Consider the following 24,023-nt stretch of genomic DNA (forward strand, 5'->3'; position numbering starts at 1 on the left):
CCCGAGCGACTCCACGCCACCCATACCGCTTGAACCTTCCTGCCACCGATGGAGGATTTACCCCCACCCCCCAATAAACTGAAACGCCCCCCAATCCCGATACTTCGGAAACCGCCCCCGCGTCTCCGTCTGCGCCTTCTGAAACGCCGCCTTCTTTCTCCCCGTCTCCTTCAACCACCGGTAAAACCTCGTAAAGAAGTAAGTCGAAGTCTCGGTCTCCACGTTCCACAACGTCCCCACAATCGTCGACACCCCCGCCACCAGCAGAGCCGCCGGGATCCCCCTCAAATTATCCGCCGGATCGAACCGCCCCAGCGCCGTCTCGCAAGCACTGAACGTAACCAGATCCAGCGCGCGCAAATCCAGCCTCAGCAACTCATAAGCATTCAAGATCCCATCGCCACCGACACCCGCATTCAAAAACACACACTGAAACGCGGGTGCATTCGCCGTGTGCAACCCATGCGTCGAAATATGTACCCGCCGGCTCGAAGCGAGCGCCCCGAGCACAGCCGCCTCATTCGCATCCGGCCCCACCAACAACTTCGCCCCTGTGAAAGACGAAGCAACCGTAGCCGCCTCCTCCTCACACCCGCTCAACGGATCAAGATGAAAGACGTTCCCCGGCGCAAAGTTCACCCCAATCGAAGTCAGCTCCGTCAGCCCCGCAACCTCCGCCGCCTTCCGCTCCAGCAAGTAAGGATGCGGCAGATAAGTCACGCACCACTCCGCCGCCACCGGCTCATTCTCCGGCCCCAGCAAGTGGAACGGAAAGTAGTGCAGCGGCCCATGCGGCACGAAGCAAAGATGGTCCTTCCCCTGCGCCCGAAACTCCGCCAGCTTTAGCGCAAGCGGCCCGCCCAGATATACCTCGTGATCACCCTCCAACATCGCCAGCGCCTTCGAGTCAGCCGCAAACGGCCCCGGCGGGCTCACAATCCTATCCCGCAGCTCACTCACCGCCGCGCTCACAACGTTCTGGGCAACCGCTTCTTCGCCGCTGCTCATAAAAACATCCGCGAAAGGAACATCCGGAATCATAGCGATCGCCGACCCGAACCCGTCCTTCGCGATCAGCAGCGTCGTCACCGTCAGCGCTCCAGTCGCATGCGTCCCGATGTACTCCATCACCAGCACTGTCTTCTCATCCAGCCTCGTCTGCAGACTCTCCAAATCCGGCGACCACTTCTCCGAATCATCCGTCGCCAGTTGCCGGTCCAACCCGCCATCAAACCGGATCTGCATATTCCGCAACTGCTCTGCCGCCGTCCCTCCGCCCCGCATCTCCTTCGGACTCACGTACGCCGTCAGCACCATGTTCTTGCTCAACGCCGCCGGAGTAGCCGGAGGCTCCAACTCAACCTGGGCCCGCAGCTTCGCAATCTCCCGCTCTGTCTCCAAAGTCCTATGGTCATTCAGCCATGCAATCGCCCCGCCCGGCGTAGCCAGCGCCGACCGGAACCGCCGCCCCTTCGCCGCGTCCAGCAGGAACAGCACCGTCGTCGTCTTCGTCGTTCCCGTTGCCAGCAACCGCGCCATCGCAAACCGGCTCGCCGTCTGGATCAACCCCGTCGCCGCGTCCCCCGCTGCAAGCTCAAGTTCCAGCGCATTCGAAGCCAGCGCCACCACCAGAGCGTTCAGCACCGCCTGCTGCTCCGCTCCACCCTGCTTCGCCAGATCGGCCATCCGCCGCACAATATCGAGCGCCGCCAGCGGCTGCCCCGCCCGCAGATTCCCGGTCAACGCATCGAGATACAGCTTCGCCGCCGTCCCCAACTCGCCCGCCTCAAACGCGTTCACCGCCCGCCCCGTCTGCAACACTGCCGTCAGGTAAGGCACCGCCCGATCGAGCACCGCATCCGCCGCCCCGTTCCGCACCAACCCGCCGCAGTACACCAGCGCCTCCAGCCCTTCACCCTCCTGGCTCGTCACCGTGGTCGACGCCGCCAGCGCCAGCAGCGCGTACGCCATCCTCGGCTTCGGCCAATCCTCAGCCGCCGCCGTCTGAAACAGCTTCATAAACATCGGTTGCAGCGAACTCCCATCGGCCTCTGGCGCATCCGGAGCCATCGCCCGCATCGCAAACGGCACCAGCCCCTGATCGTGCGCTCTCCGCACCGACTCCGGCTCCTCGCGAATCAGCTCATCAATCGCCATCCACAACTGCAGCGCCAGTCCCGGATCAGCCTCTTGTACCGCCCCCGCCGACTGCGAAAAGACATCGATCGTCGCCACCCGTCCCCGCTCGGCGACCCACTCCTCCAACGGCTTCTCAACAACGCCGCGCGCCGCCGCTACAGCCTTTGCGGCAGCAACCGGATCAGCAGCGGCATTCGTCCCCTCCGGGTTCGAAACCCCCTGCAACACTCGGCCCAGTTCGGCGTTCTCCGCAGGAAACTTGTCCGCGGGAAGCAGCGTCAGCGCCTCGCGTGCTGCCGCCATAAGCTCACCCTGATCAAACGGCAGATCGAACAGACTCAACCAAAGCTGCGCCTGCGCAATCGCCTTCAGCGTCTGTCCTCGAGCCGTCCCCGTCCTCCGCGCAGTCGCCCGCCGAAAGTACCCCAGCGCAGTATTCAGCGCCTCACTCACCGGAGGCATCATCAACTCCTCCGCCGGCACCCCCGCAAGCTCTTCTTCGCTGTACTCCTCGAACAGTCGTTCCACCCACGCCGTCATCTGGTTCTCGAGATTCCCGCCAGACCGCCCTGAAACATACGTGTCCAGGTAAAGCACCCCCAACCGGTGCAGAATATTCGCCGGAGGGTTCATCCCCACCTCGCGCTCCGCCAGAGCATCGCCCCTTGCCGCAGCATCGCGAAACAGCCGTCCATCCGGCACGTCGGAGCATGCCACCCGCACCACCGCGAGCCACGTCTCAGCCGTCGTAATCTCCAGTTCGAGCTGCCCCTCCCCACCGCTCTTCGCCCGCGCATTTAGAGCCGCGTTCAGCACCCGCATCACCAGCACACACAGCCGCCAGTCCTTGCTCAGCCCCTCCTCCACCACCTCGCACGTCGCATACACCAGCGGATAACTCAGCCTGCCGTAAAACTCCGCCGTAGCCGCCACCTTCTCCGCATACTCAAGCGTGAACTTACCCTCGACAACCTCTTGCGCCACCTCCAGGATCTGACTCGAGCCCACAACACCCGCCATGAAGACCTCCGACCGTGTGACTCATATCTTGCCGCTTCACCGCCAAGGTGGGATGACAGCCGTCATTGCGCGTGCCCCACCCATGGCTCGCACTTGGCCATGGGTGGGTCCGCCAAAAACTTCACCTTGGGCCGTTCACCCCTCACACCCCCGGCAGCACAAACTCCGCGCTAGGCGTTTCATCAAAAGCCCTCTGCTCCCGAAAGATCACATAAGACCGGTTGCTGATCACCGCCTCCAGCCTCACCGCTCCCAGTGTCGCTACCGCTACCGGAGACCGAACCACCATGTGAAACCGCACCACTCCATCCAGCGCGTCCGCCTGGTTGCTGTACAACTCCCAAAATGGATTCGCCTTCCCCTCGCGATATCCCTTCATGCTGTACAGCTTCTTCGCGATCTTCGTGGACGACCCAATCTCCGCGCTCAGCAGCTTCGCCGTCGATCCGAACTTCGTGCTCGTGCTCTCCTCGAGCTCCTGCGAAGTATCCACCGGAAAGATCGACCAGGCAATCGGCCCATGTACAGCGGTGACCGGATCAACCGCAACCGGAGCCTCCGGCTTCAACTCCACCTTCAGCCAGGCCTTCTCGAACCGCTCGCCATTCTGCGGCCCGAAGCTGCACCCCAGCCGAACATAGTCATAGCGATACCTCCCATCGTTCGCCGCGAGAAATGCCTCCAGCTCCTTGTCCCCATCCACCGCCGTCTTCTGCAACATAAGGTGCTGCGGGTCCGAAAGCTCAATGAAACTGCTGGGAACGGAGAACGCGTCAGCGGCGATTCCCTTTTCAATCCGTGGTTCGGAGACTAGCTCCATCCGACGGTACGTCGCCTCGGGAAGATCAATCGAAAACATCGCAAAATTATAGGCCCCGCCGAATGTCATCCGGCGGGGCCTATAAAGTTTGCGTGATCCCCAAACCTACTGCGTCGTCTTCTTGTCCGATGGCCCAACCGTATTGGTCAACGTCACATCCACCGATCCGATCGTCGTCGCGTCATTGCTCGTATTGAAGATCTGCGTGTAGGTGAACGTCGAACCGTACTGATCGGACGGCGTCGTCTGGAACCAGTTCGTGTTGAAGATCGTGTCGGCCGTAATCGTCAGATCCGTCGTGTCCAGAGTCGCTCCAGCAGCCGGCGTGAAGTGGAACTTCGCGTTCACCATCTCGCGCGTGTTCGAGAAGCCATGCATCACCACCGTCAACTGACTGCCCGATCGCGTAGCCGTCACACTGCTGATCGTCGGAATCGACGGCGGCACCACAATCACCGCCGGCCCCAGATCCGCCGGTGTTACGTTGGTTCCTCCCGCGGTCAGGGTGATCGGAACCGTAATCGTTCCAGCCACCGTTCCCGCCTGCAGCGTAATCGTCGGCACCGTCACCGTGTTGGCCGGGACCACGAAGGTCAGTGTCCTGCCGCCACCGTCAAACTGGATGCTTGGATCATCCACCGCCGGTGTAGTCGAAGCGGCAAAGCCCAGCGTCAGCGTCGCCGTGATGTCCACCGGATAAGGCTGCGTGATGGTGAAGTCAATCGTCGGCTGCGTTCCCGGCGTCACCGTCGGCGGAGCGGTTAGCACCACCGTCACAGGGGGCGCGGTCACCGTGAGCGTCACTGCTGTACTCGTCGATGAGACCGTCGGATCCAAGACCGTGATCTGCAGCGTCCCCACCGTCAGCAGATCGGAGGCCGGAATGACGGCAGTCAGCGTCGTGGGATTGACCAGCGTCGTCGGGATTGCCGTCCCATTCACCTGGACGACGGAGTTGCTCACAAATCCCGCGCCGGTAATGGTCACCGTCGTGGCTCCCGATCCCAGCGTCACCGTCGTCGGTGAGAACGATGAGACCGTCAATCCCGTCACCACTAGGTTTACTGTGGCCGTCCCGACGTTGTAGTCAACCGCATTCGTCGCCGTGAAGCTCACCGAGAGCGTCCGTGTTCCCGGCGCAGGCACCGTTCCCGCTGCCGGCGTGTAAGTAAACACACCCGGAAGCGCGGCCCCCGTCACTCCAGTCGCGGTCGCGTTCAACTGCGTTGCGCTCAGCGCCGTGCCGTACGCGACACTCGCGGGCGTAGCCCACGTAATCACCGGGTTCGCCTTCGACACCACCAGCGACACCGTCTTCGTCGCCACCGTAAAGCTCAGCAGATCAGTCGGCGTGAACGTTACACTCAGCGTCTGCGTACCCGCACCGAGAACCGTTCCAGCCGCCGGCGTGTAAACGAACACACCCGGTATCGCCGCCCCCGACACTCCCGTCGCGGTCGCGTTCAACTGCGTTGCGCTCAGCGCTGTGCCGTAAGAGACACTCGCGGGCGTAGCCCAAGTAATTACTGGGTTCGCCTTAGATACCACCAGCGACACCGTCTTCGTCGCCACCGTAAAGCTCAGCAGATCAGTCGGCGTGAACGTTACACTCAGCGTCTGCGTACCCGCACCGAGAACCGTTCCAGCCGCCGGCGTGTAAACGAACACACCCGGTATCGCCGCCCCCGACGCTCCCGTCGCTATCGCGTTCAACTGCGTTGCGCCCAGCGCCGTGCCGTAAGCGATATTCGCCGGCGTAGCCCACGTAATCACCGGGTTCGCCTTCGATACCACCAGCGACAGCGTCTTCGTCGCCACCGTAAAGCTCAGCAGGTCAGTCGGCGTGAACGTTACACTCAGCGTCTGCGTACCCGCACCGAGAACCGTTCCAGCTGCCGGCGTATAGACGAACACACCTGGTATCGCCGCCCCGGTCGCGTCAACCGCCGTAGCGTTCAACTGCGCTCCCGAAAGCGCCGTGCCGTAGACGATCGCCGCCGGCGTCGCCCACGTCAGAGAAACCACCGCAGCGTGGTTCACCACCTGGGACAACGTTGCAGTCGATGCGGCAAAGGTTCCATCACCCGCATAGTTCGCTGTAATCACATGCGTCGCCTGCGTCAGCGCTGTCGTCGTGTAGGTGTAGGTGCCCGTTCCATCCACTGAGCCCGATGCCAGCGTAGCCGTGCCGTCTTTCAGCACCACCGTCCCCGTAGGCGTCTGCGTCACACCCGAGTTCGGCCCCGCTCCCACATGCACCGTGAACGTCACCGAGCCTGTTAGCAGCGAAGGATTCTTGCTGCTCGCCAGCGTCGTCACCGAAGAAGCGCCGATCACAATCTGGCTGCCCGTGGCGCTGCTTCCCGTGAAGTTCACATTGCCAGCCCACGTCGCCCCGATCGCACGCGTTCCGGCCGCAAGCGAGATAGGCTGGGACGTCGCCGTCGCAGTTCCTGAAGTCAAAGCAACGCCGAGCTTCAACGCCCCGGTCTGCGGAAGCGCCGCCGTGTAGACGTCCGCATAGCCATCGCCATTCGCGTCGGCCACTGCAAAGTTCGACGATGTCGAAGCCAGGCTCAGCGCAGCGTAGCTCGCTGCTAGATTGCCCTTGCCGTCATTCGTCAGTACCGAGATGCTCGCGCCGTTCGAGGCGACGACATCCGTGAATCCACTGCCCGTAAACTTGCCCGCCTGCGCGCCCGTCAGGTTCGCGTAAGGAATGGTCACCGGATCGTTGAACGAGTAAGCAGTCGCGGTGCTGGTGTTCTGCAGGACTGAGAAGACTCCATTGACCCCGGTCGAGACAACCGCGAGATCCACCGTCAGCGGCCCAAAGAAATTTCCCACGAGAATCGTGGAGGCGCCAGTCGACACGTTGGCCAGCGTGTTCGGCGTTGCCACGCCACCCGTGATCGCGCCGAACGTTCCGTCCGGGTTGTTCCCAAAGACATTCACCGACGGAGCTCCGCCATCCGGCACGCTGAGCAGAACGATATCGGGATACCCATCGCCTTTAAGATCGGCGACAGTGGGTGCCGTGTAGTTGAACTGGTCGAGCACCGTATTCTTGTTGGTCTGGAAGGTGCCGTCGCCGTTACCGGCGAAGAACTGCAGCGTCCCCAGCGTGGTCGTATTCGGACCAAACGTGAGGCCAAGTACAACCAGGTCGAGCTTGCCGTCCTTGTTGAAGTCTCCGGCAACCACATTCGCAGAGATCGCTCCCGCGAGCGACTTCGCCGTAGCGAAGGTACCGTCGCCGTTGCCCAGCTTGACGCCCGACGTGCCATTACAGAAGTACGCGATGTCGGCGATCCCGTCGCCATTGAAATCTCCAACCACCAGCGAATCACTGTTGAACGAAACGCACGCAGACGGAAAGGTGACTGCCTTGGCGCCACTCGCAAACGTTCCATAGGGTACAGACCCGAAGGCGATCGTAGCCGTAGGCGTCACGGTAGACTCGACCAGCGCATCCGGAATCCCGTCCCCATTGAAGTCCCCCACGATCACCGTTTGCGGCGTCGGTGGGGCCGTCTGCGCCATCGCAAGACTCGCGCTCATCGACACAGCCAGCCCGACACATAGAAGAAGGGCCCGCAGCCTTCCCGGTTCCGTCAGGCGCACCTTCGCGGACTTCATCGAGAAGGAGGTCGTGCTGTCGGGATTAGGGATAAGCGTCTTCATGGGATCGGTAACCTTGGTCAGCGTTGGGTAGTGGCGACGGAGGGTAGTCATCATTGCACCGTCGCCGTGGAAGTCGTGTAGTCAGTTGGAACGCTGAAGCCCGTCGGCGTCCCTATATTGAGCGTGGATGTTCCCGTTGCTACCGGAGTAAAGGTGAGATTCTCGGAGCTCGCTCCAGGCGCGAAGACCAGCGGGCTGGCCACCGTTCCAACCGCAGGAGCCGAACTTGTGATCGGCACATTCACCGTCCCCGCCTGAGGGCTGACGTACAGACTGTTGTACGTGTCCGGAGTCAAAGTGCCGTGGACCAGGGCCACTGGGTAGACCGTGAGCTGGGTCGGATTAGACCCGACACTGGTCGTGAACGAGGAACCGTTGCCGTAGTAGAACGAGAATCCAGACTGGTCGACCCTGATGTTCGCGTCGCCATCCGTATAGCCCGGCGCGCTTACCTTCAGAGTCGTCGAGCCCTCGGTCAGCCCCTGCACGTAGATCGTGCCTACGCTCGTCGAGGTGACATTGGTGAAGGTCAGCGTACCCGTGCCGACAACTGTCGCGCCATTCGAAAGGACCGCGATCAGTGGGCCATTGCTCTTCACCGTTACCGTGATCGGGTTAGGCGGAGTCTGTGGCAGGTAGATACCCAGGGTCGTCTCAAGGTTTATACCCGTAAGCGAATCGCTGACCGAGATCGCCGGTGCCGTCACCGTCGCAACCCCGGCTGTGGACGTTGCCTTTGGCGCGGTAAAGCCGGCAGGAGTCGTTGGGATGGTAATATTCGCCGTCCCCGCCGACACCGGCTTGAACGTGAAATTGTGAGCACTCTCGTTGGTGTTGAAGACAAGCGCATTGCTGGAGATGGTGCCGACGCTGGTATTCGAATCCGCGAGCGGGACCGTTACTGGCCCCACTCCGGGACTAAGCGGAAGACCATAGTTGGCAAAATTATTATTCGCATCAAGAAGCAACGTGTAGACCGTCAACGTGTTCGGTGACGAGAACGTGGTCGTAGTGAAGGTGCCATTGCCAGGATAGAATCCGAGTCCCGAATTCAGCACCGTCAACGTGCTGGTTCCCGCCACATATCCCGGAGCTGACTCCGTGAGCGTCGCCGTCCCGACACCCTGGCCCTGGATGTAAACCTGGCCCACGTAGCTAGTGGTCACGTTGGTAAACGTAACCGTCGTTGTTCCGACGGTGACGTTGTCCTTGGAAAGCGTCACCACTCCCGCCGTAGGCACCGACACAGTCACCGTCCTGGCGCTCGGCGGAGCAACCGGCAGATAGATCCCAATTGAATTCTGCATATGCACGCCGGTCGTCGCGCCGCTCACGCTTATCGACGGTGCCGTGACCGTCGCGGTGGCCTGCTGGTAGGTCGTCGGAGTCGTGAATCCCGTTACGTTGCCAACTGTAATGTTGTCCGTTCCCGCCGACACCGGCTGGAAGGTGAACTGCTGGTAGTTATCGTTCGTGTTGAAGGTGAGCGAGGTCGCGGAGATCGTCCCAATCGTGTTATCAGAGTTCGTGATCGGCACGGTGATCGGCCCCACGCCTGGGTTGATCGTGTACGAAGGATAACCACTAATGGCCTTGCTCGTATCCAGCAGGAACGGATAGACCGTCAGCGTACTCGTGGCCGAGAAGCTCGTCGTATTAATGTTGCTGTTGCCGTAGTAGTAGGCGAATCCCGACGGCGCCACGGTGATGGTGTTTGTACCCGTGGTATATCCCGGCGCGGATACCGTGATCGTGGCTGTCCCGGCGCTCTGGCCCTGCGTGTAAAGCGTCCCCACGAAGCCGGAGGTCACATTCGTGAACGTCTGGGTGGTGGCGCCGGCCACCGTCTGGCTCTTCGAGATCGTCGCCGCCAGAGGCATGCCTGCCGGCAAAGGAGTCATCGTCACGGTGACAGTAATACCGGTGGGCGGAGCGACCGGCAGAGAGATCGAGATACCGTTCTGCAGGTGAACGCCCGTCGTATTGGATGGAGCGACAATGACCGGCGTATTCACCGTTGCAACCGCCGTCTGGTACTGCGGAGCGGAGTTCTGCATCGGCTCCGTGAACCCGGCCGGCTGAGCGCCAATTATCAGGTTCGCCGTGCCTGCGGCTACCGGCGTGAAGGTGAAGCTCTTCCCCGTATCCAGCGGGTTGAACACGACCGGACTCGTGACCGTCCCGATCGTCGTATCCGAGCTAGTAATGGGAATGCTCAGGGCGGGTGTCCCAGGGTTGATCGCGTACGACGGATAGCCCGTAATCGACTGGTTCGCATCCAGCAGGAACGGATAGATCGTCACCGTCGTGGGATTGGCATACGTTGTGGTCGTGAAGTTCGCGTTGGTGTAGTAGTAAGCGAATCCCGATTTAGTGACGGTGATCGTCTCGGTCCCGGTGGTGTATCCAGGCGCTGAGATGGTCAGCGTCGTCGTACCCACCTTCTTGCCCTGGATATAGAGGTAGCCGATCCCACCCGTTGTCACGTTGGAGGAGACCAAGGTCTGCTGGCCGACCGCGCTCTGGGTCGTCGAGATGATGGCGACCGTCGGGTCGCTCACCTTGAACGTCACGTTCGTCGGCACCGACGGCGTGACGGGCAGAGAGAAGTACTCGTAGTACTGCAGGTCATACCCGGTCGTAAAGTCGGGACTCGTGATCGTGCTGTTGACGTTGACCGTACCCGTCGCGTTGGTGATACCAGTCGAGCTCGCGGTGATCGTCACCGTCCCGTCCGCCACGCCGGTAATCGGAACCTTCACATTCGTGCCGCCCTGGATGACGGTCACGCTCGCAGGAACCGTGGCCTTTGTCGGATCGCTCGAGGTCAGGTTGAACGTGATGCCGCCTGCCGGTGCCGGGGCCGAGATCTGAAGCACCGTGTTCGTCGACGTAATCAGGTTGAGGTTCGTCGTGCCCGGGTTGAACGTCGCCGTCACGGTGACATTCACTGGGCGCGTCGCAGGAGCATAGCCTGGCGCATTCGCCGTCACCGTCGTCGTTCCGATCAGCACGCCCGCCACCTGCGGGTTAGTGGAGGCCGTAAACGCACCGGCCGGAACAAAGACGCTCTGTGTGACCGTGGCGATGTTCGTGTTCGCGATGGTAAAGGTCACCGTCGTTCCGCCTGCGGGAGCAGCCGTCGCAAGGCTCAGCGCGAGGCTCTGCGTCTGGCCCGGAGCTACATTCGGGATCAAGCCGAGACTGACCTGCGCCATGGTGGCCGTCGTCACCACCGTTCCCGTCTGGTATCCCGTCGCCGATGCGGATAGCGTCGAACTTCCAGCCGCCACACCGGTGTAAGTGAAGCTGCCCGTCGTCTGACCCGCAGCCACCGTGACCGTCGCCGGAGAGATCGTCACATTCGCCGGAGTTCCGCTCGACAGGTTCACGGTTACGCCGCCCGTCGGTGCCGGGGCGCCCAGCGTGAAGCTGCCATTGAGTGTGGCTCCGACGCCCACAAGTCCCGCCGGCGTCGTGCTCTGCACCGTCATCGTGATCTGCGGCGGCGTGATGTTGAACAGGCTGCTGATCGCCCCCGTCAGGCTTCCGCTCGTCGCGCTCAACGTATATCCCGTGCCGAGCTGCGCGATCGAAAGATCAGAGAATGTGGCAATACCATTGACGGCATTTACCGTCTTCGTGCCCGAAAGAATCCCGTTGCCTGGGTTAGTCCCAATGGCAATCGTCACCGCGTTCGTAGCGCCCGCAGCAACTGCACCGGTCGAGTCGAGCAGGGCCACCTGCACCGCCGGCGTAATCGCCGTGTTCAGCCCCGTACTGACCGGCTGCACCTGGAACGCAAGATGCGTCGGCGGCCTCACCGTGACCGTATAGGCCACGGACGCGACCGCGCTGTTCAGCGATCCCGAAACTGCCGCAATTGCCTTAATCGTCTGCGAGATGCTGATGCTGAACGGCGCCGTGTAAAGCGTCGATCCGTTCGTCGGCGTGCTTCCGTCCTGCGTGTAGTAGATCGCCGCCGTCGTGTCGCTGTCGGCGATCGTGATCGTCTGTACTCCCAGGTAGCTTCCCGCCACCGGCGTAAACGTCGGAGCCGGCGCAACCTGCGAGGTCACCGTGGACGGCTGCGAGACAAACGTCGCCGTCGTGTCCAGCAACAAGCTCGCTGCGGGAACCGTCGCGCCGTCGGCCGTAAACGTCACCAATCCTGATGGTGCTCCAGGATTCGCACCCTGACCTGCGCCAGCAGCCTTCGAAAACTGTGCCGTTAAAATCGTCTGCCCCGCCACCGAGACCGGCGTGGGAGTCGCTGTGAGCGTGCCCGAACTCGCCACCAGCGCTGTAACCGTCAGCGTAATCGCCGGCGTCGGAGTAGTGCACACCTGGTTCGTTCCGAACGTATTGCAGATGGTCAGGGACGCAGTTGTCCCCGCGGCAGAGGATGCAAACGCAGCGGGGATCGGAACCGCCAACGCCGATCCGGAGATCACAGGCGTGATGCTGCCAAAGCTGTCGAAGACCACCGTGGTCGCGCCTACGGTCGATGCAGTCGGGAGGACCCCACTCGCCGGAAGCACCAGCGTCAGCGGAGCCGCGCGCAAGCTCGTCGCGGAGTTCGTCTGCGGAACCGCCAACGGTCCCGAGTAAGTACCAAGTGACGGAGCCACCACGCTCACTGGAAACTCGTTCGTAAGACTCGCATCGAACGTCCCATCGCAAGTCGCGTCCGGGGCACTGAAATAAACGTAAGCGGTCACCGCATAGCCGTTCGTCGCCGTAAAGTTCCCCTGCGGAATCGACTGGATCACCGATGCTGGAACGGTCAGCATCTCCGGCGTACCACTCCCCGGAGGGGTCAACGTCAGCTGGCTCGTCGGCCCGTATCCCGTATAAAAGCAGGCAAAGATATTCGAATCGTTGATCTGCTGCGCACCTGGAAGCGTCCCCGCCAGCATTAGCACCGCACCGTTTACCCCGGCCGGAACTGTGCTTGTCGCGCCCGTTCCATAGGTAGCCGAAGTAATGTTGAAAGTCGATTGAGCGCTCGCGCTCACGGCGGCAAAAAGCAGAATCAGCAGCGCGGGGAGAACTCCCCGCCGAAGAAAATCTAAGCCCGATAAGAGGTGCCCGGCACTCCGCAACGCAGTCTGTTGCGTTGGTGCGCCCGAAAACTGGGGACCTGAAACTTGGGAAAAAGATTGCCGAATTCGCTTATTTTTTTGCATTGCCTGCCGTCGATCGAGATCATCAATCAGAATTCTGGATGGTTTCGTGCCTGATGCATCGCCGTGACCATGCGGCGCGTTCTGAAACGTTAGGTCTGAAACTTTTCTTTGCGTTTCAGGGTCTAGTGCTCAGGCGCCCGAAATCGTTACACGCTCGCTGAAATCTCGCTCTTCGGCATCTCCTGGCCAAGGACACACGGAGACATAGCCCAGAAGACACAACGAGAACCGGATCTACCGCGATACATCGCGAAGACCCGACTGCAAAGCTATTTAAAAAATGGCCCGCTTACGAATGCAGAAAAGATAGGGTCTAACACGCCGCAAGTCAAACACAAATTAGTAACGGACGCTCTGCCCTTCTGGATGTGTCGCCGAACGGCGACGCTCGAATTCCCTCTCAACTAGCCCGCGACAACGCGGTTCCGCCCCAGGTCCTTGGCCCGGTAAAGAGCCATATCCGCCTGCCCGATCAGGTCCGCCGCTCTCCCCTGCCCCGCCGCAGTGGATGCCGAAACCCCGATGCTCACCGTCTGATATCCGATCTGCGTCGACGGATGCGGCAGCTGCATCTCGACCACCGCCGTCCGTATCTGTTCTGCGATCGCCCGCCCTTGCTGCAGACCGGTCCCTGGCAGAATCACCGCAAACTCCTCCCCGCCAAAGCGTGAGACAAACGCATCAGATAGCGTCGCCGCTCCGCTGATCGCCTCCGCCACCGCCTGCAGGCACTCGTCGCCCATCATGTGTCCGTAGTGGTCGTTGTACCTCTTGAACAGGTCCGCATCGATCAGCAGCAGGGCAATCTCCTGCTCGCTCTGCATCTCCTCGCTCAGCCGCTGATTGAAAGCCCTCCGGTTCGCCAGCCCTGTAAGCTCATCGAGCGTAGCCAGGCTGCGATATCGCGCCTCGCTCGCCTCCAGGCACAACTGCAGCGCAGCCCGCTCTTCCAGCAGCGCCGCCACCGGAAACAGCGTGAAGATCGCAACCGCCAGGAAGATCTGGTCCACCACGATGCGGTGCAGCATCGCGTGCTCACCCGTGATCAACATCAGCGGCCCATGCCCCTTCACCGTCATCCCGATAGACAGCAACGCCACCACGAAGATCGTTGTCACCGTCCCCGGGAAACCCAGCTTGAAGACAATCAGCATCAACGCCGGAAACAGGAAGAAGATCAGCGGATCTCCATTGTGCGAAAACACCAGCAGCGTTGCCGCCGCCGGAACCAGCAACAGCAGCAGCGTGTTCGCCAGCCGCGCCGGATGCAGGATCGAAAAGAAGTCCTCGCGCTGCAGCATGAAGGTCAGCGGAGCCATCAACGCCATCCCCAGCATGTCGCCCAGGTACCACGTGCGGAACAGTTGCAGCCACGGCCCCGCATCCTGCCACAGCATCGTCCAGGTCGCGCCCATCGCGCTCGTCAGCGCCGCGGCACACACCACGGAAACCCCAAGAAATCCCAGCAAAGGCCGCCGCCGCGACAGGTTGAAGGGATGCCCGAAGATCCGCGTCAGCACCACGCACGAAGTGATCACCTCGAACGAGTTCGCCACCGACACGCCCAGCGCCAGCCAGAACCCATCGCCCCAGAAGACATCGGCCGAAGTATCCGCGATCAACCCCACGGCAAAATAAGCCAGCCACCTCTTACGCGGCTGCGTGATCACCAGCCCAAACAAGATCCCGTTACTCAGCCAGATCGTCGCCACGCCACCCGACTGCCGCGACAACGCGATCCCAAGCCACGAACACACCGTCAACACAACCAGCACGACACCGAGCCGCGTCAGCGATCTCAGGTCCCACGAACTCCGGCTCCACGAAGTGCGAAATTGGAAGGAGTCCTTCATGAAGCCGGACACAAGTCCGCTGATTGAAAAGGCCGCTCCCCCATCCATTGACTCTTCGGCGCCCTTATCGGGCCGATGCTCAGCGTGATAAGTCACGTCATCGCGGTTGGCATCGGCATCCACCGATGCTCCCGTCCTCTTCCCAGACTTGTTCCCAGACTCGTCCCCAGATTCGAACATGCTCTCCTGGCACTTCGGGCCGTCCCACACAGGCGCGCCGCGTGCTCTCGATCGATAACGCTTCATCCTAACCGAGGTCCAGCCCCACATTCAGAACTTCACGGATTCCCGCCAAATCCTATTCTCCTGACGACTCACGCCCCGTCTTGGAAACAATTTACACGGTCTAGACGCAGCCATTGACGGGATGACTTGAACGGGCAAAAGGATCACGAATAGAGCCGTCGGACACCGGAATTCGGCGAGCCCGATGGTACGCTGATCCCGAGCCCATCAATCAGGAGCATCGCTCCTATCCGGCTCCGAAGAGAACTCACCTTGGCACTCGACCCTCGACCGGAGCCTTCACCCGGCAATCTCCGCGAAGCCCCCGCAACCTCGCTGCTCTATCTCCTCTTCGCCTCCACCGGCGCGGCCATCGTCATCCCCGGCACGCTTCTCTCGAGCCTGCTCCTTCGCTGGTCCCTCAACGACGCCCAGGCCGGCCTCCTCTTCTTCTGCTTCTTCGTAGGCTCAAGCGCTGGAGCTCTGCTCTCCCGAGGCCGCCTCGCCTGGTCCATCGTGCGCGGCACCGTTCTCACCGCTGCAGGCATCGCTCTGCTCTCAGCCGCATCCCGCCTCGGAGCCTTCGCCGCCATGCTCCTCTTCGGCGTTGGCCTTGGCATCGCCATGACCTCCATCAGCCTCTTCCAATCCCGCCGTCGCCCCAACATCCGCGTAGCCGAGATGACCCGCCTAAACCTGATATGGGCCGTAGGAGCGGTCTCCGGCCCAGCCATGCTGCTCCACGGCGTAGCCCGCTGGAACCTCAACGCAGTCCTCTGGGCAGCAGCCGCCGAGTTCCTCCTCTGCGGCGTCATCGCAACCATCGTCCTTCCTTCCAGCGAGCCGCAAAGACCCGACGCCACACTACCTATGGAGCAGATGAGCATCCGCGACGCCCCGTGGAAGCTCCTCGCCATGGTCCCCCTCGCCACTGGCCTCGAGGCAGGCATCGGAGCGTGGCTCGCAGCCTACTCCCGCCGCGAAGGCATGCTTCTCGCCGCGACCATCAGCACCGTCACCTGCTTCTGGCTTGGCCTGCTCCTCAGCCGCCTCGTCCAATCCATCCCCGGCTTCGCCGCGAAGTTCCAGCGCCACACCCTCCGCCTCTCGCCCATCCTGATGATCGCCGGCACCGCCCTGCTCCTCGCCTTTGCGCACATCCAGCTAGCCGTCGCCGCCGGAGCCCTCCTCGCCGGCCTCGGCGTAGGCCCGCTCTATCCCCTGATCCTCGGCCTCGTCCTCGATCGCGGAGAAGCCCGCAATCTCGTCTTCCTCGCCGGAGGAATCGGCTCCTCCACCCTGCCCCTGCTCACCGGCATCGTCTCCGATCGCACCGGGTCACTCACCATCGGACTAACAATTCCGCTGGTGGCATCCATCGCCATGGCCCTCCTCGCCATCGACGCCACACGAGTAAGACTTAGCGAAGCGTCCCCCAAGCGATAGAAACGTCATCTCGACCAAGCATCTTGGCAACGCTAGGCACGAACCATTTACGCAACAGGGGCCGTCATCTCGACCGAAGCCGTGCAGTCTCATGGCACGGCGCAGCGGAGAGCCCCCCGCATTTGGCCTTTGCCTCTGTTTCCAGCCGTCACCCTGAGCAGAGGCGCTTGCAGCTTTATCGCAAGCGTCGTAGTCGAAGGACCCCGAGCAAGTCCGGTCGACCAACGCGTCTGCCGGCTTTCAGCCACCCGAATTCGGGCCAGGGTCAACATGACTCGACCCCCGAGTATGTACAGAGCCGTCTCCCCAATTCTGGCGCTCCCCCTTACACCATCTCAAACTCCGCCCTCGCCCTAGCCTCCATCCCCTTAGCCTCCGCAATCTCCGCTTGAAACTCCACCCCACTCCTCACCCCGTCAAACGCCGAATCCCTCTCCAGCGTCTCCGAACTCCAGAATCCCTCCCTCCGCGCCCGGCCTATCAACTCCACCGCCGAAGCCGCCTCGTTCAACATCCCGCAATGCCGCGCAAAGTAAAACACTCCCTCCGGTTCGTAAACGGACCTCGCCCGCTCCACCAACCTCAAGGCATCCTCGCGCCTACCCTCCAGCACTGCCAGCAGCGACCCCATCAGCGCAGACATCCACGGCCCCAGTTCCGGCTGTTCCGCAATCCTTACCCGCAGCAGCGTCAATCCACGCTCCCTCTGCCCCATCGCCACCCACGCCGCCACGTCGAGATAGTATTGCTTCCCCACATAGTGCTCAAAGACGCTCGCATAATCGCACTGCAGAAACACCGTGTGCGCCACGCTCGTCTTCACTGTCGGATCAAGCGCCTTCGCCTTCCGATGCGCCGCCACCGACTCCTCCAGCATCCCGCAGCAACGCAACACCTGCACCAGCCCCGCCAGCGTCTCCGCATCCTCTCCACGCGTCTTGATCCGCGCCGCCAGCCGGTTCATCGCCTGCATCCCCTGGCCGGTGTCCACCTGCAACTGCGTATAAAAGTTATGCGCGCAAGCCGAGTCAGGATCGATCGCAAACGCCCGCTGAAACGCGGCCACCGCCACATTCGGCGTCAGCGGCCTGTCGCCCTTGAACTTCTCCAGCACCCGGCTCGCCCGCCCCAGCCACGCCCATCCCTTTGCAAACTGCGGATCGGCCGCAACGCAGATCATGAACAGATCCCTCGCCCGCTGTATCGACTCCAGCGACCGCTCCGCCATCAACTCCTTCCCGCGCACGAAGCTCTCATACGCCGCCTGATCGATCCCCGCCTCACCCGCAACCGGCAGCGTAAACCGATAGCCAAACTTCGCCACCGTCTGCACCGCCTCTTTGCCGAGCAGCTTCCGCAGATCCACAACGATGTTCGTGAGGTTCGCTTCGGTCACATAAACGCCCGGCCAAAGCGTCCTTAGAAACTCTTCTTTCGCGACAAGCTCGCCACGCTTCCGCACCAGCAGGCACAGAGCATCGAACGTCTTCGGCGGCAGCGCAACGCTCACTCCAGCCAGCGAGAGCCGCCGCCCACCCGGCGACAACGCAAACTCAGCGAACCGATAGACGCTCTCGTCCATAGCTTCAAGATCCCTGGCTTTGATTTCCCTTTGAATTTCCCCACAACTTTAGTGGACTTCAATTGCTCCCGCCAGCGCTAATCTTCTCCCGCACCCGAAATTCACCTCTCAGGAGACGCCATGTCCACCGCCACCCTCACCAGCAAGCAGGTCGTCGAAGATTACTTCAAAGCCTTCAGCGGCAAGCCCAAGACCGCAGCCCTCATCGACCAATGGGTCGACGACCCCGCTCTCAAGCAGCACATCCTGGACACCGAAGCCAGCTTCCCGAACTACGAGCTGGTCATCCACCAGATCGTCTCCGAAGGCGACCTCGTCGCCATCAACGCCACCCTCGAAGCCGCCCACCACGGCACCTTCGCCGGCATCCCGCCCACCGGCAAGCACGTCTCAGTCGGCGCCATGGTTTTCTACCAAGTCAGCAACGGCCGCATCGCCAAATTCTGGATGCAGGTCGACATGATGGGCGGCCTCGCCCAGCTCAAAGCTTGAGCGATCCCCTGAGTGCGGGTGCCCCACCCATGGCTCGCCTTTGGCCATGGGTGGGATCTCATAACCATCCCCGTCACAGGCGCGCGACGCTCCTACCCTCGATCCGCGATCCTCTCCCATTCCATCCCTGCCTGCCGCGGAGCCAGCACCCAAAGCGTATAGATCCCCAGCGCCGTCCCCAGTGGAAACTTGAACAGGGCCAGCACTCCGGCAATGATCGCCAGCGTCCGCCCCCACGGCTTCCGGTTCAACAGACTCCATCCCGTGAACGCCGCAAGTCCGGCGTAGACGAGCGTCGTGAATGCAAGCACCGGTAGTAGCGCGCCCCAAAACCCATGCGGCGCGATCCAGTCATTGCCAAAGTGCCGACCCCATCCATTCCCCACAAACGACCGGACAAAGATCAGCCCGAAGAGTCCCGAAACCACGCGATACGCGCCAAACACGCACCACAGAACACCCAAAGGCTGCAGGTTGCGTAACAGCCACACACGCGGGGGATCAGGAATCCCGTAGTGCCCCGCAACCGGAGGCGGAGGCACACCATATGGCGACGCACTCACAACTGCCGCCCCACATCTCGCACAAAAATTCACGCCCTCAACCGCAGGAGTTCCACACGCCGGACAAACCATCGCAAACCTCCAACTCACGCCCTCGAAACCATGCCCATCCAGGAACATGAAGCACGAGCACCGACTTTCAATACGCGCCATCTTACTCCCGGGTTCAATCCACACCCGCCCAAAGGACTTCGATAAACCACGACGGCCGGGTGGCGAAGACCCTTGTGTCCCATTCATCGCGGTCTCATCGCGATGAGTGGGTCTCGCCACGAACCGACCCACTACGATAGAAGACCGCTCCATTCATCGCGCTCCTGACTTTAGCGATGGGTTCGACATAACCACAACAACCGGGTGCCCCATCCATGGCTCGCCTTTGGCCATGGGTGGGACGTAAAACGCCGCACCACCCTACCCTTCGAACCCGCTACCATAGACCTGTGCCACAGCCGTCCCTCATCCCCGTCATCCCTGCTCCGCTCACAGAGACCAGCGCCATCGCCCTCGAGTGGCCGCGCCTCCGCAAGCACATCGCCACCCGCACCACCTCGCCGCTAGGCCGGGCCTGGGTCACAGGGCTGGAACCCTCTTCGGACTTATCGTGGATTGAAACCCAGCACCAGCGCACCTCCGAACTCCGCGCCATGCTCGCCGCCGGCGGCACCTTCGATTTCAACGGCCTCTTCGACCCCACCACCCAGCTCGACAAGGCCCGCATCGAAGGCGCCGCCCTTGAATCCCTCGAGATCCTCAACCTCCTCAACGTAGCCGAGCGCGTAGCCGCCTGGCGCAATCTCTTCACCTCCGCCGAAGCCACCCGAGCCAACGGCCTCGCCAGCGCGACCAGCATCGCCGCCCTCACCGCCCCGCTCCTCGATCACGACCTGGCCAACCTCCTCCGCGCCTTACGCGGAAAGATCGAACCCGACGGCTCCCTCTCCGACGACGCCAGCCCCGAACTCCGCCGCATCCGCCGCGCCATGGAGCGCCAGCACCGCGCCATTGAAGACTCTCTCCGCCGCTCTTTACGCTCCCTCGCAAGCGAGGGGTCCGCGCAGGACGAACTCATCACCATCCGCGGCGACCGCTTCGTCATCCCCGTCAAAGCCGAGTTCCGCCGCCGCGTCCCCGGCGTCATCCACGGAGCCTCATCCTCCGGCCAGACCGTCTTCGTCGAACCCCTCGAAACCATCGAGCAAAACAACGAACTCGTCCGCCTCCTCGACGAGGAGCAATCCGAGATCCACCGCATCCTCGTCGCCATGACCCGCGCCCTCGGCGAAAACGCGACAGCCCTCCACCTGGGCACCGCCATCCTCGCCGAAGTCGAATCCCACATAGCCCGAGCCCGCTTCGCCAACGACCTCAACTGCACCCGCCCCAAGTTCACTGTTGGCACGGACGTGAATAATGCCGTCATCCTGAGCGAAGTCCGTCGCGCACCTGCGACGGACGGAGTCGAAGGACCCGCCACCCCGCCTCAATCTCCACAACCGCTCCAAGCTTCCAGCCACGAAACCCGGGTGCCCCATCTTCGCGACGGCTCTATCGTCGCTAAGGTGGGCATTCGTGCGAAGCACGAACCGCTCTCCTCAAACGACCCCCAAATCTCCCTAACCAACGCCCGTCACCCGCTCCTCGAACTCCGCATGCGCGCATCAGCCCGCGAAGAAGGCACCGCCGCGCTCACCCCCATCCCCCTCACCATCGCCCTCCCCGCAGAAGCCCGCCAGCTCATCATCAGCGGCCCCAACACCGGCGGCAAAACAGTCACCCTAAAAACCACCGGCCTCCTGGCCCTGATGGCCCAGGCCGGCATCCCCGTCCCCGCCGAAGAAGCCATCCTACCTCTCTTCCACTCCATCTACGCCGACATCGGCGACGCCCAGTCCATCGAGCGCAATCTCTCCAGCTTCTCCGCCCACGTAGTCAACCTCGACCGCATCAGCCGCCTCGCCGACGCGAACTCACTCGTCCTTCTAGACGAACTAGGGTCCGCCACCGACCCCGAAGAAGGCGCAGCCCTCGCCGTAGCCGTGGCCTCTCACTTCCTCGCGACAAATTCCTGGACCTGCATCACCACCCACCTCACCTCGCTCAAGGTCTATGCCGCCAACCACGCCGGTGTCCTCAACGCCGCTGTCGGCTTCGACCAGGCCACCCTCTCGCCCACCTACCAGCTCCGTCTCGGCGTCCCCGGAGCCTCCGCCGGCCTTAACATCGCCGCCCGCCTCGGCATGAGCGAAGCCATCATGCAGGTCGCCCGCGAGCAGATGACCACCCAGACCGCCGACATCGGTGCCTTCCTAGACCAGCTCCACGATCAACTCCGCGAGGCAGAGAGCGAGCGTGCGTCCCTGCACGCTAAGGAAGAAGAACTCCGCAAAGAGAAAATCCGTTTAGACATCGAAGGCCGCGCCGAACAAAAGGCCCGCATCCGCGAGCTCGAACAGAAGCTCGAAACCCTCATGCAGGACTTCGCCACCCAGATCAAGGACACCGTCAAAGCCATCGACGACAAGGCCCTCGCACAAAAGATCTCCCGCGACGCCGACCTCCGCCTCGCCCGCGCGAAGCGCGAATTTTCGGACCAATTCAGAGGCACCATCGTCGCCCACAACACCGGAGCCGACAAGCATCCCGACCGCGCCTCCAACGCAAAGTCCCCGCTCCAGCAAGCCCCACGCGCCATCAAGCCCGGCGACCTCGTCACCCTCAAATCTCTCGGCCGTCAGGCCCGCGTAGAACGCGTGATCGACGCAAAGAACTACGAAGTCTCCATCGGCCCCATGAAGATGCGCGCAAGCAGCGACGACATCACCGACGTAGTCACCGTCCAGGCCATCACGCCCTTGCAAGCCGCCCGCAAGCGTGGAGGCGTCACCATCTCCACCGCCACCAGCAGCGACTCCGACTACATGAGCTCCGAGATCAACGTCATCGGCCGCACCGCCGACGAAGCCGAGACCGAAGTAGAACGCTTCCTCGACCGCGCCTTCCTCGCCGGCCTCCCCCGGATCCGCATCGTCCACGGCACCGGCATGGGCGTCCTCCGCCGGACCTTACGCGAGTATCTGCGCTCGCATCCACACGTAACCACTGTCACCGAGCCCGCACAAAACGAAGGCGGACAGGGAGCCACGGTAGTCGAACTCCGCCAATAGGGCCAGCCCTCAAGCTTTGTCCAGCAGCCCCTGGAGCGAGCTACTAAACTCCTCCAGCCGCTTCGGGCCGCCGTTAAACTCCCGCGTATTCAGCACAAATCCGCAATCGATTCCGTTGGGGCGGGAGTAAGTAAAGCTGCTCGTACCCGGCAAACTTCCGCTCCGGGTATAGCCCGCAGCGCGCCTCCCCAACCCCCACACCGCATAGTGAAAGCTGAACTGCGCCAGCGTCTCCGCATTCGTCATAAGTCCCCCGGCACCATCATGCAGCTCGGGAATGAAGTCTCCTCCATAGGCCGACGGAAGCAGGTCGGAGGAACGAGGCTTCAATTGCGTCGGCGCGGACCCCGGACTGACATACCAGACCTCGCGTGGATCCTTGACCGCATCCATCAGCTTCGAGAGGTAGACATTGGAGGTGTCGCAATCGGGTTCCAGCTCTTTGTGAATAAAGTCCATATAGGCCTGCCCCGACACCTTCTCGATCACAAGTCCCAGCAGCATATATCCCAGATTCGAATAAGACTTCGAACCCGTCGAGCGAAAATCCTGCGTGCCCGGCGCAAATTGTAACTTCTTTCCGTACATATACTGCGCAATCTCCTGCCGTGACGGAGGCCTGTTCAGATTCATCTCCAGCGCCATCTGACGCGCGGCGAACATCGGGTCCCAACCGGTCCCGGGAACATGGGTCCCATCCTTGGCGACGCATCCCTCATGGTCGTTCCATCCGCCCGCATGGTCGACAAGATGCTTCACCGTGATCTCGTTGATATGCGGATCGGGCTTGTCCCTGGCAATCGCCGGTGTGTCGATACCGAGCAGCGGGAACACCTTCGCATCGATATCCAGATCGCCGCGCGATCGCAGCACGGTAATTCCTGCGCACGTAAACATCTTGCTTAAACTCGCGATGCGAAACAGGCTCGTCCGGGTGACTGGTTCATATCCACGGGGCGGCTTCGTCGCATAGTTATTACTCAGCAGGACCTTCCCTCCGCGGCAGATTGCCAGCTGTCCCGCGCTAACGCCTTCATGCACCATAAAGTTCGTCATCAAAGAGTCAGCCGCGGCGAGGTTGGCCTGCGTAACTTCAGCGGGTGGTGAGGCCGGCAGGCCAACGCTGATCGGTCCCTGAAGGACTGTTGTCTGCAAAAAGTCGGCGACTCCTGAAGCCTCATATCTGGCGCCCACCACCGCTCCCGCGCACGAAGAGAGAAACTCGCGCCTCGAACCCACGCACACCTCCAGCAAACTCATCTCGGATGCTCTTCTGGCCCGGAGTGCTTACGCACCGCTTCATCTTAGACCAGTCCCGATCCCGGCCTCACAGCGGCAAATCCCTCCTCTTCAGCCCCCACATCCTTGCCCCATCCCCACCCCGCCTTTACCCTTGAAGCTATGTCCCGCCAGCACTCCTGCACCCAGGCCCCGTCAGTCCCCGCCGCAACCGCCTCCAACCTGCCCTACGACCGCATCGGCGTCTGGACCTCCGCCGCCTGCATCGTCCACTGCCTCTTCACCCCTGTCCTGCTCTCTATCTCCGCCGTCTTCGCACACCTGCTTCCGTCCGAAGAGCGCATCCACCGCGACCTCGCTCTCTTCATCGCACTCATCGGAGCCGCCTCGCTCGTCCGCGGCTTCCGCACCCACGGCAAACGCCGCATCATCGCTCTGATGTTCGCTGGCCTGGCCTGCATCTTCTTCGCGGCCTTCGCGGGCGATCGCCTCCCCAGCCACTGGGCCGAGGTCGCCGTCACCTTCGCCGGCAGCATCCTCATGATCTCCGCCCACCGCCTCAACCACACCTTCTGCAAGGACTGTGCCTGCGCCACCTAGCCCC

At 62.1% G+C, this 24,023-nt stretch carries 12 protein-coding genes; 4 read left to right on the forward strand and 8 right to left on the reverse strand.

The features are described 5' to 3' along the window. Positions 1-57: 57 nt before the first annotated feature. The 5 genes from HDF16_RS09905 to HDF16_RS09925 all read right to left on the reverse strand — a co-directional run bounded on the left by HDF16_RS09905 (position 58) and on the right by HDF16_RS09925 (position 14,885). Positions 58-3,159 (reverse strand): CHAT domain-containing protein, encoded by a 3,102-nt coding sequence (locus HDF16_RS09905; RefSeq protein WP_184215972.1) that lies wholly within the window; start codon positions 3,157-3,159, stop codon positions 58-60. A 142-nt stretch (positions 3,160-3,301) separates the two neighbouring features. Further along, positions 3,302-4,018 carry a hypothetical protein gene (locus HDF16_RS09910; protein WP_184215974.1) on the reverse strand — a complete coding sequence of 239 codons (717 nt, stop codon included), beginning with the start codon at positions 4,016-4,018 and terminating at the stop codon, positions 3,302-3,304. A gap of 66 nt (positions 4,019-4,084) precedes the next feature. After that, positions 4,085-7,717, reverse strand: coding sequence for a beta strand repeat-containing protein (locus HDF16_RS09915; protein WP_184215976.1), 3,633 nt, complete (start codon positions 7,715-7,717; stop codon positions 4,085-4,087). Further along, positions 7,714-12,768, reverse strand: coding sequence for a beta strand repeat-containing protein (locus tag HDF16_RS09920; protein ID WP_221312629.1), 5,055 nt, complete (start codon positions 12,766-12,768; stop codon positions 7,714-7,716). The genes HDF16_RS09915 and HDF16_RS09920 overlap by 4 nt, the downstream gene beginning before the upstream one ends. A gap of 488 nt (positions 12,769-13,256) precedes the next feature. Next, complete coding sequence (locus HDF16_RS09925) at positions 13,257-14,885, reverse strand: sensor domain-containing diguanylate cyclase (RefSeq protein ID WP_184215980.1); 1,629 nt, start codon at positions 14,883-14,885, stop codon at positions 13,257-13,259. A 318-nt stretch (positions 14,886-15,203) separates the two neighbouring features. On the opposite strand from HDF16_RS09925, the gene HDF16_RS09930 reads away from it, so the two are divergent. Next, complete coding sequence (locus HDF16_RS09930) at positions 15,204-16,376, forward strand: MFS transporter (RefSeq protein WP_184215982.1); 1,173 nt, start codon at positions 15,204-15,206, stop codon at positions 16,374-16,376. A gap of 325 nt (positions 16,377-16,701) precedes the next feature. Here HDF16_RS09930 and HDF16_RS09935 read toward each other — a convergent pair whose 3' ends face one another. Continuing rightward, a complete protein-coding gene (locus HDF16_RS09935; RefSeq protein WP_184215984.1) occupies positions 16,702-17,958 on the reverse strand; it encodes a winged helix-turn-helix domain-containing protein in 1,257 nt (418 codons plus the stop codon). Positions 17,959-18,078: 120 nt separating this feature from the next. Here HDF16_RS09935 and HDF16_RS09940 point away from each other — a divergent pair, with 120 nt between their 5' ends. Further along, complete coding sequence (locus HDF16_RS09940) at positions 18,079-18,450, forward strand: ester cyclase (protein WP_184215986.1); 372 nt, start codon at positions 18,079-18,081, stop codon at positions 18,448-18,450. A 92-nt stretch (positions 18,451-18,542) separates the two neighbouring features. Here the strand turns inward: HDF16_RS09940 and HDF16_RS09945 are convergent, their stop codons facing one another. Then, on the reverse strand, positions 18,543-19,013 hold the full coding sequence (locus HDF16_RS09945) for a hypothetical protein (RefSeq protein WP_184215988.1): 471 nt from the start codon (positions 19,011-19,013) through the stop codon (positions 18,543-18,545). A gap of 443 nt (positions 19,014-19,456) precedes the next feature. Here HDF16_RS09945 and HDF16_RS30590 point away from each other — a divergent pair, with 443 nt between their 5' ends. After that, positions 19,457-22,180, forward strand: a complete 2,724-nt coding sequence (locus HDF16_RS30590; protein ID WP_348641285.1) for an endonuclease MutS2 — start codon at positions 19,457-19,459, stop codon at positions 22,178-22,180. A 9-nt stretch (positions 22,181-22,189) separates the two neighbouring features. On the opposite strand, the gene HDF16_RS09955 is transcribed toward HDF16_RS30590, so the two are convergent. Beyond that, positions 22,190-23,440, reverse strand: a complete 1,251-nt coding sequence (locus HDF16_RS09955; protein WP_184215990.1) for a serine hydrolase domain-containing protein — start codon at positions 23,438-23,440, stop codon at positions 22,190-22,192. A gap of 141 nt (positions 23,441-23,581) precedes the next feature. On the opposite strand from HDF16_RS09955, the gene HDF16_RS09960 reads away from it, so the two are divergent. Continuing rightward, complete coding sequence (locus tag HDF16_RS09960) at positions 23,582-24,019, forward strand: MerC domain-containing protein (RefSeq protein WP_184215992.1); 438 nt, start codon at positions 23,582-23,584, stop codon at positions 24,017-24,019. The last annotated feature ends 4 nt before the right edge of the window (positions 24,020-24,023 follow it).

Source organism: Granulicella aggregans (genome assembly GCF_014203275.1).
GTDB lineage: Bacteria > Acidobacteriota > Terriglobia > Terriglobales > Acidobacteriaceae > Edaphobacter.

Excerpts from the sequence above, each read along its gene's own strand:
- HDF16_RS09905 (WP_184215972.1), bottom strand. The coding sequence starts at position 3,159 with ATGGCGGGTGTTGTGGGCTCGAGTCAGATCCTGGAGGTGGCGCAAGAG.
- HDF16_RS09910 (WP_184215974.1), bottom strand. The coding sequence starts at position 4,018 with ATGTTTTCGATTGATCTTCCCGAGGCGACGTACCGTCGGATGGAGCTA.
- HDF16_RS09915 (WP_184215976.1), bottom strand. The coding sequence starts at position 7,717 with ATGATGACTACCCTCCGTCGCCACTACCCAACGCTGACCAAGGTTACC.
- HDF16_RS09925 (WP_184215980.1), bottom strand. The coding sequence starts at position 14,885 with ATGTTCGAATCTGGGGACGAGTCTGGGAACAAGTCTGGGAAGAGGACG.
- HDF16_RS09935 (WP_184215984.1), bottom strand. The coding sequence starts at position 17,958 with ATGGACGAGAGCGTCTATCGGTTCGCTGAGTTTGCGTTGTCGCCGGGT.
- HDF16_RS09940 (WP_184215986.1), top strand. The coding sequence starts at position 18,079 with ATGTCCACCGCCACCCTCACCAGCAAGCAGGTCGTCGAAGATTACTTC.
- HDF16_RS09955 (WP_184215990.1), bottom strand. The coding sequence starts at position 23,440 with ATGAGTTTGCTGGAGGTGTGCGTGGGTTCGAGGCGCGAGTTTCTCTCT.
- HDF16_RS09960 (WP_184215992.1), top strand. The coding sequence starts at position 23,582 with ATGTCCCGCCAGCACTCCTGCACCCAGGCCCCGTCAGTCCCCGCCGCA.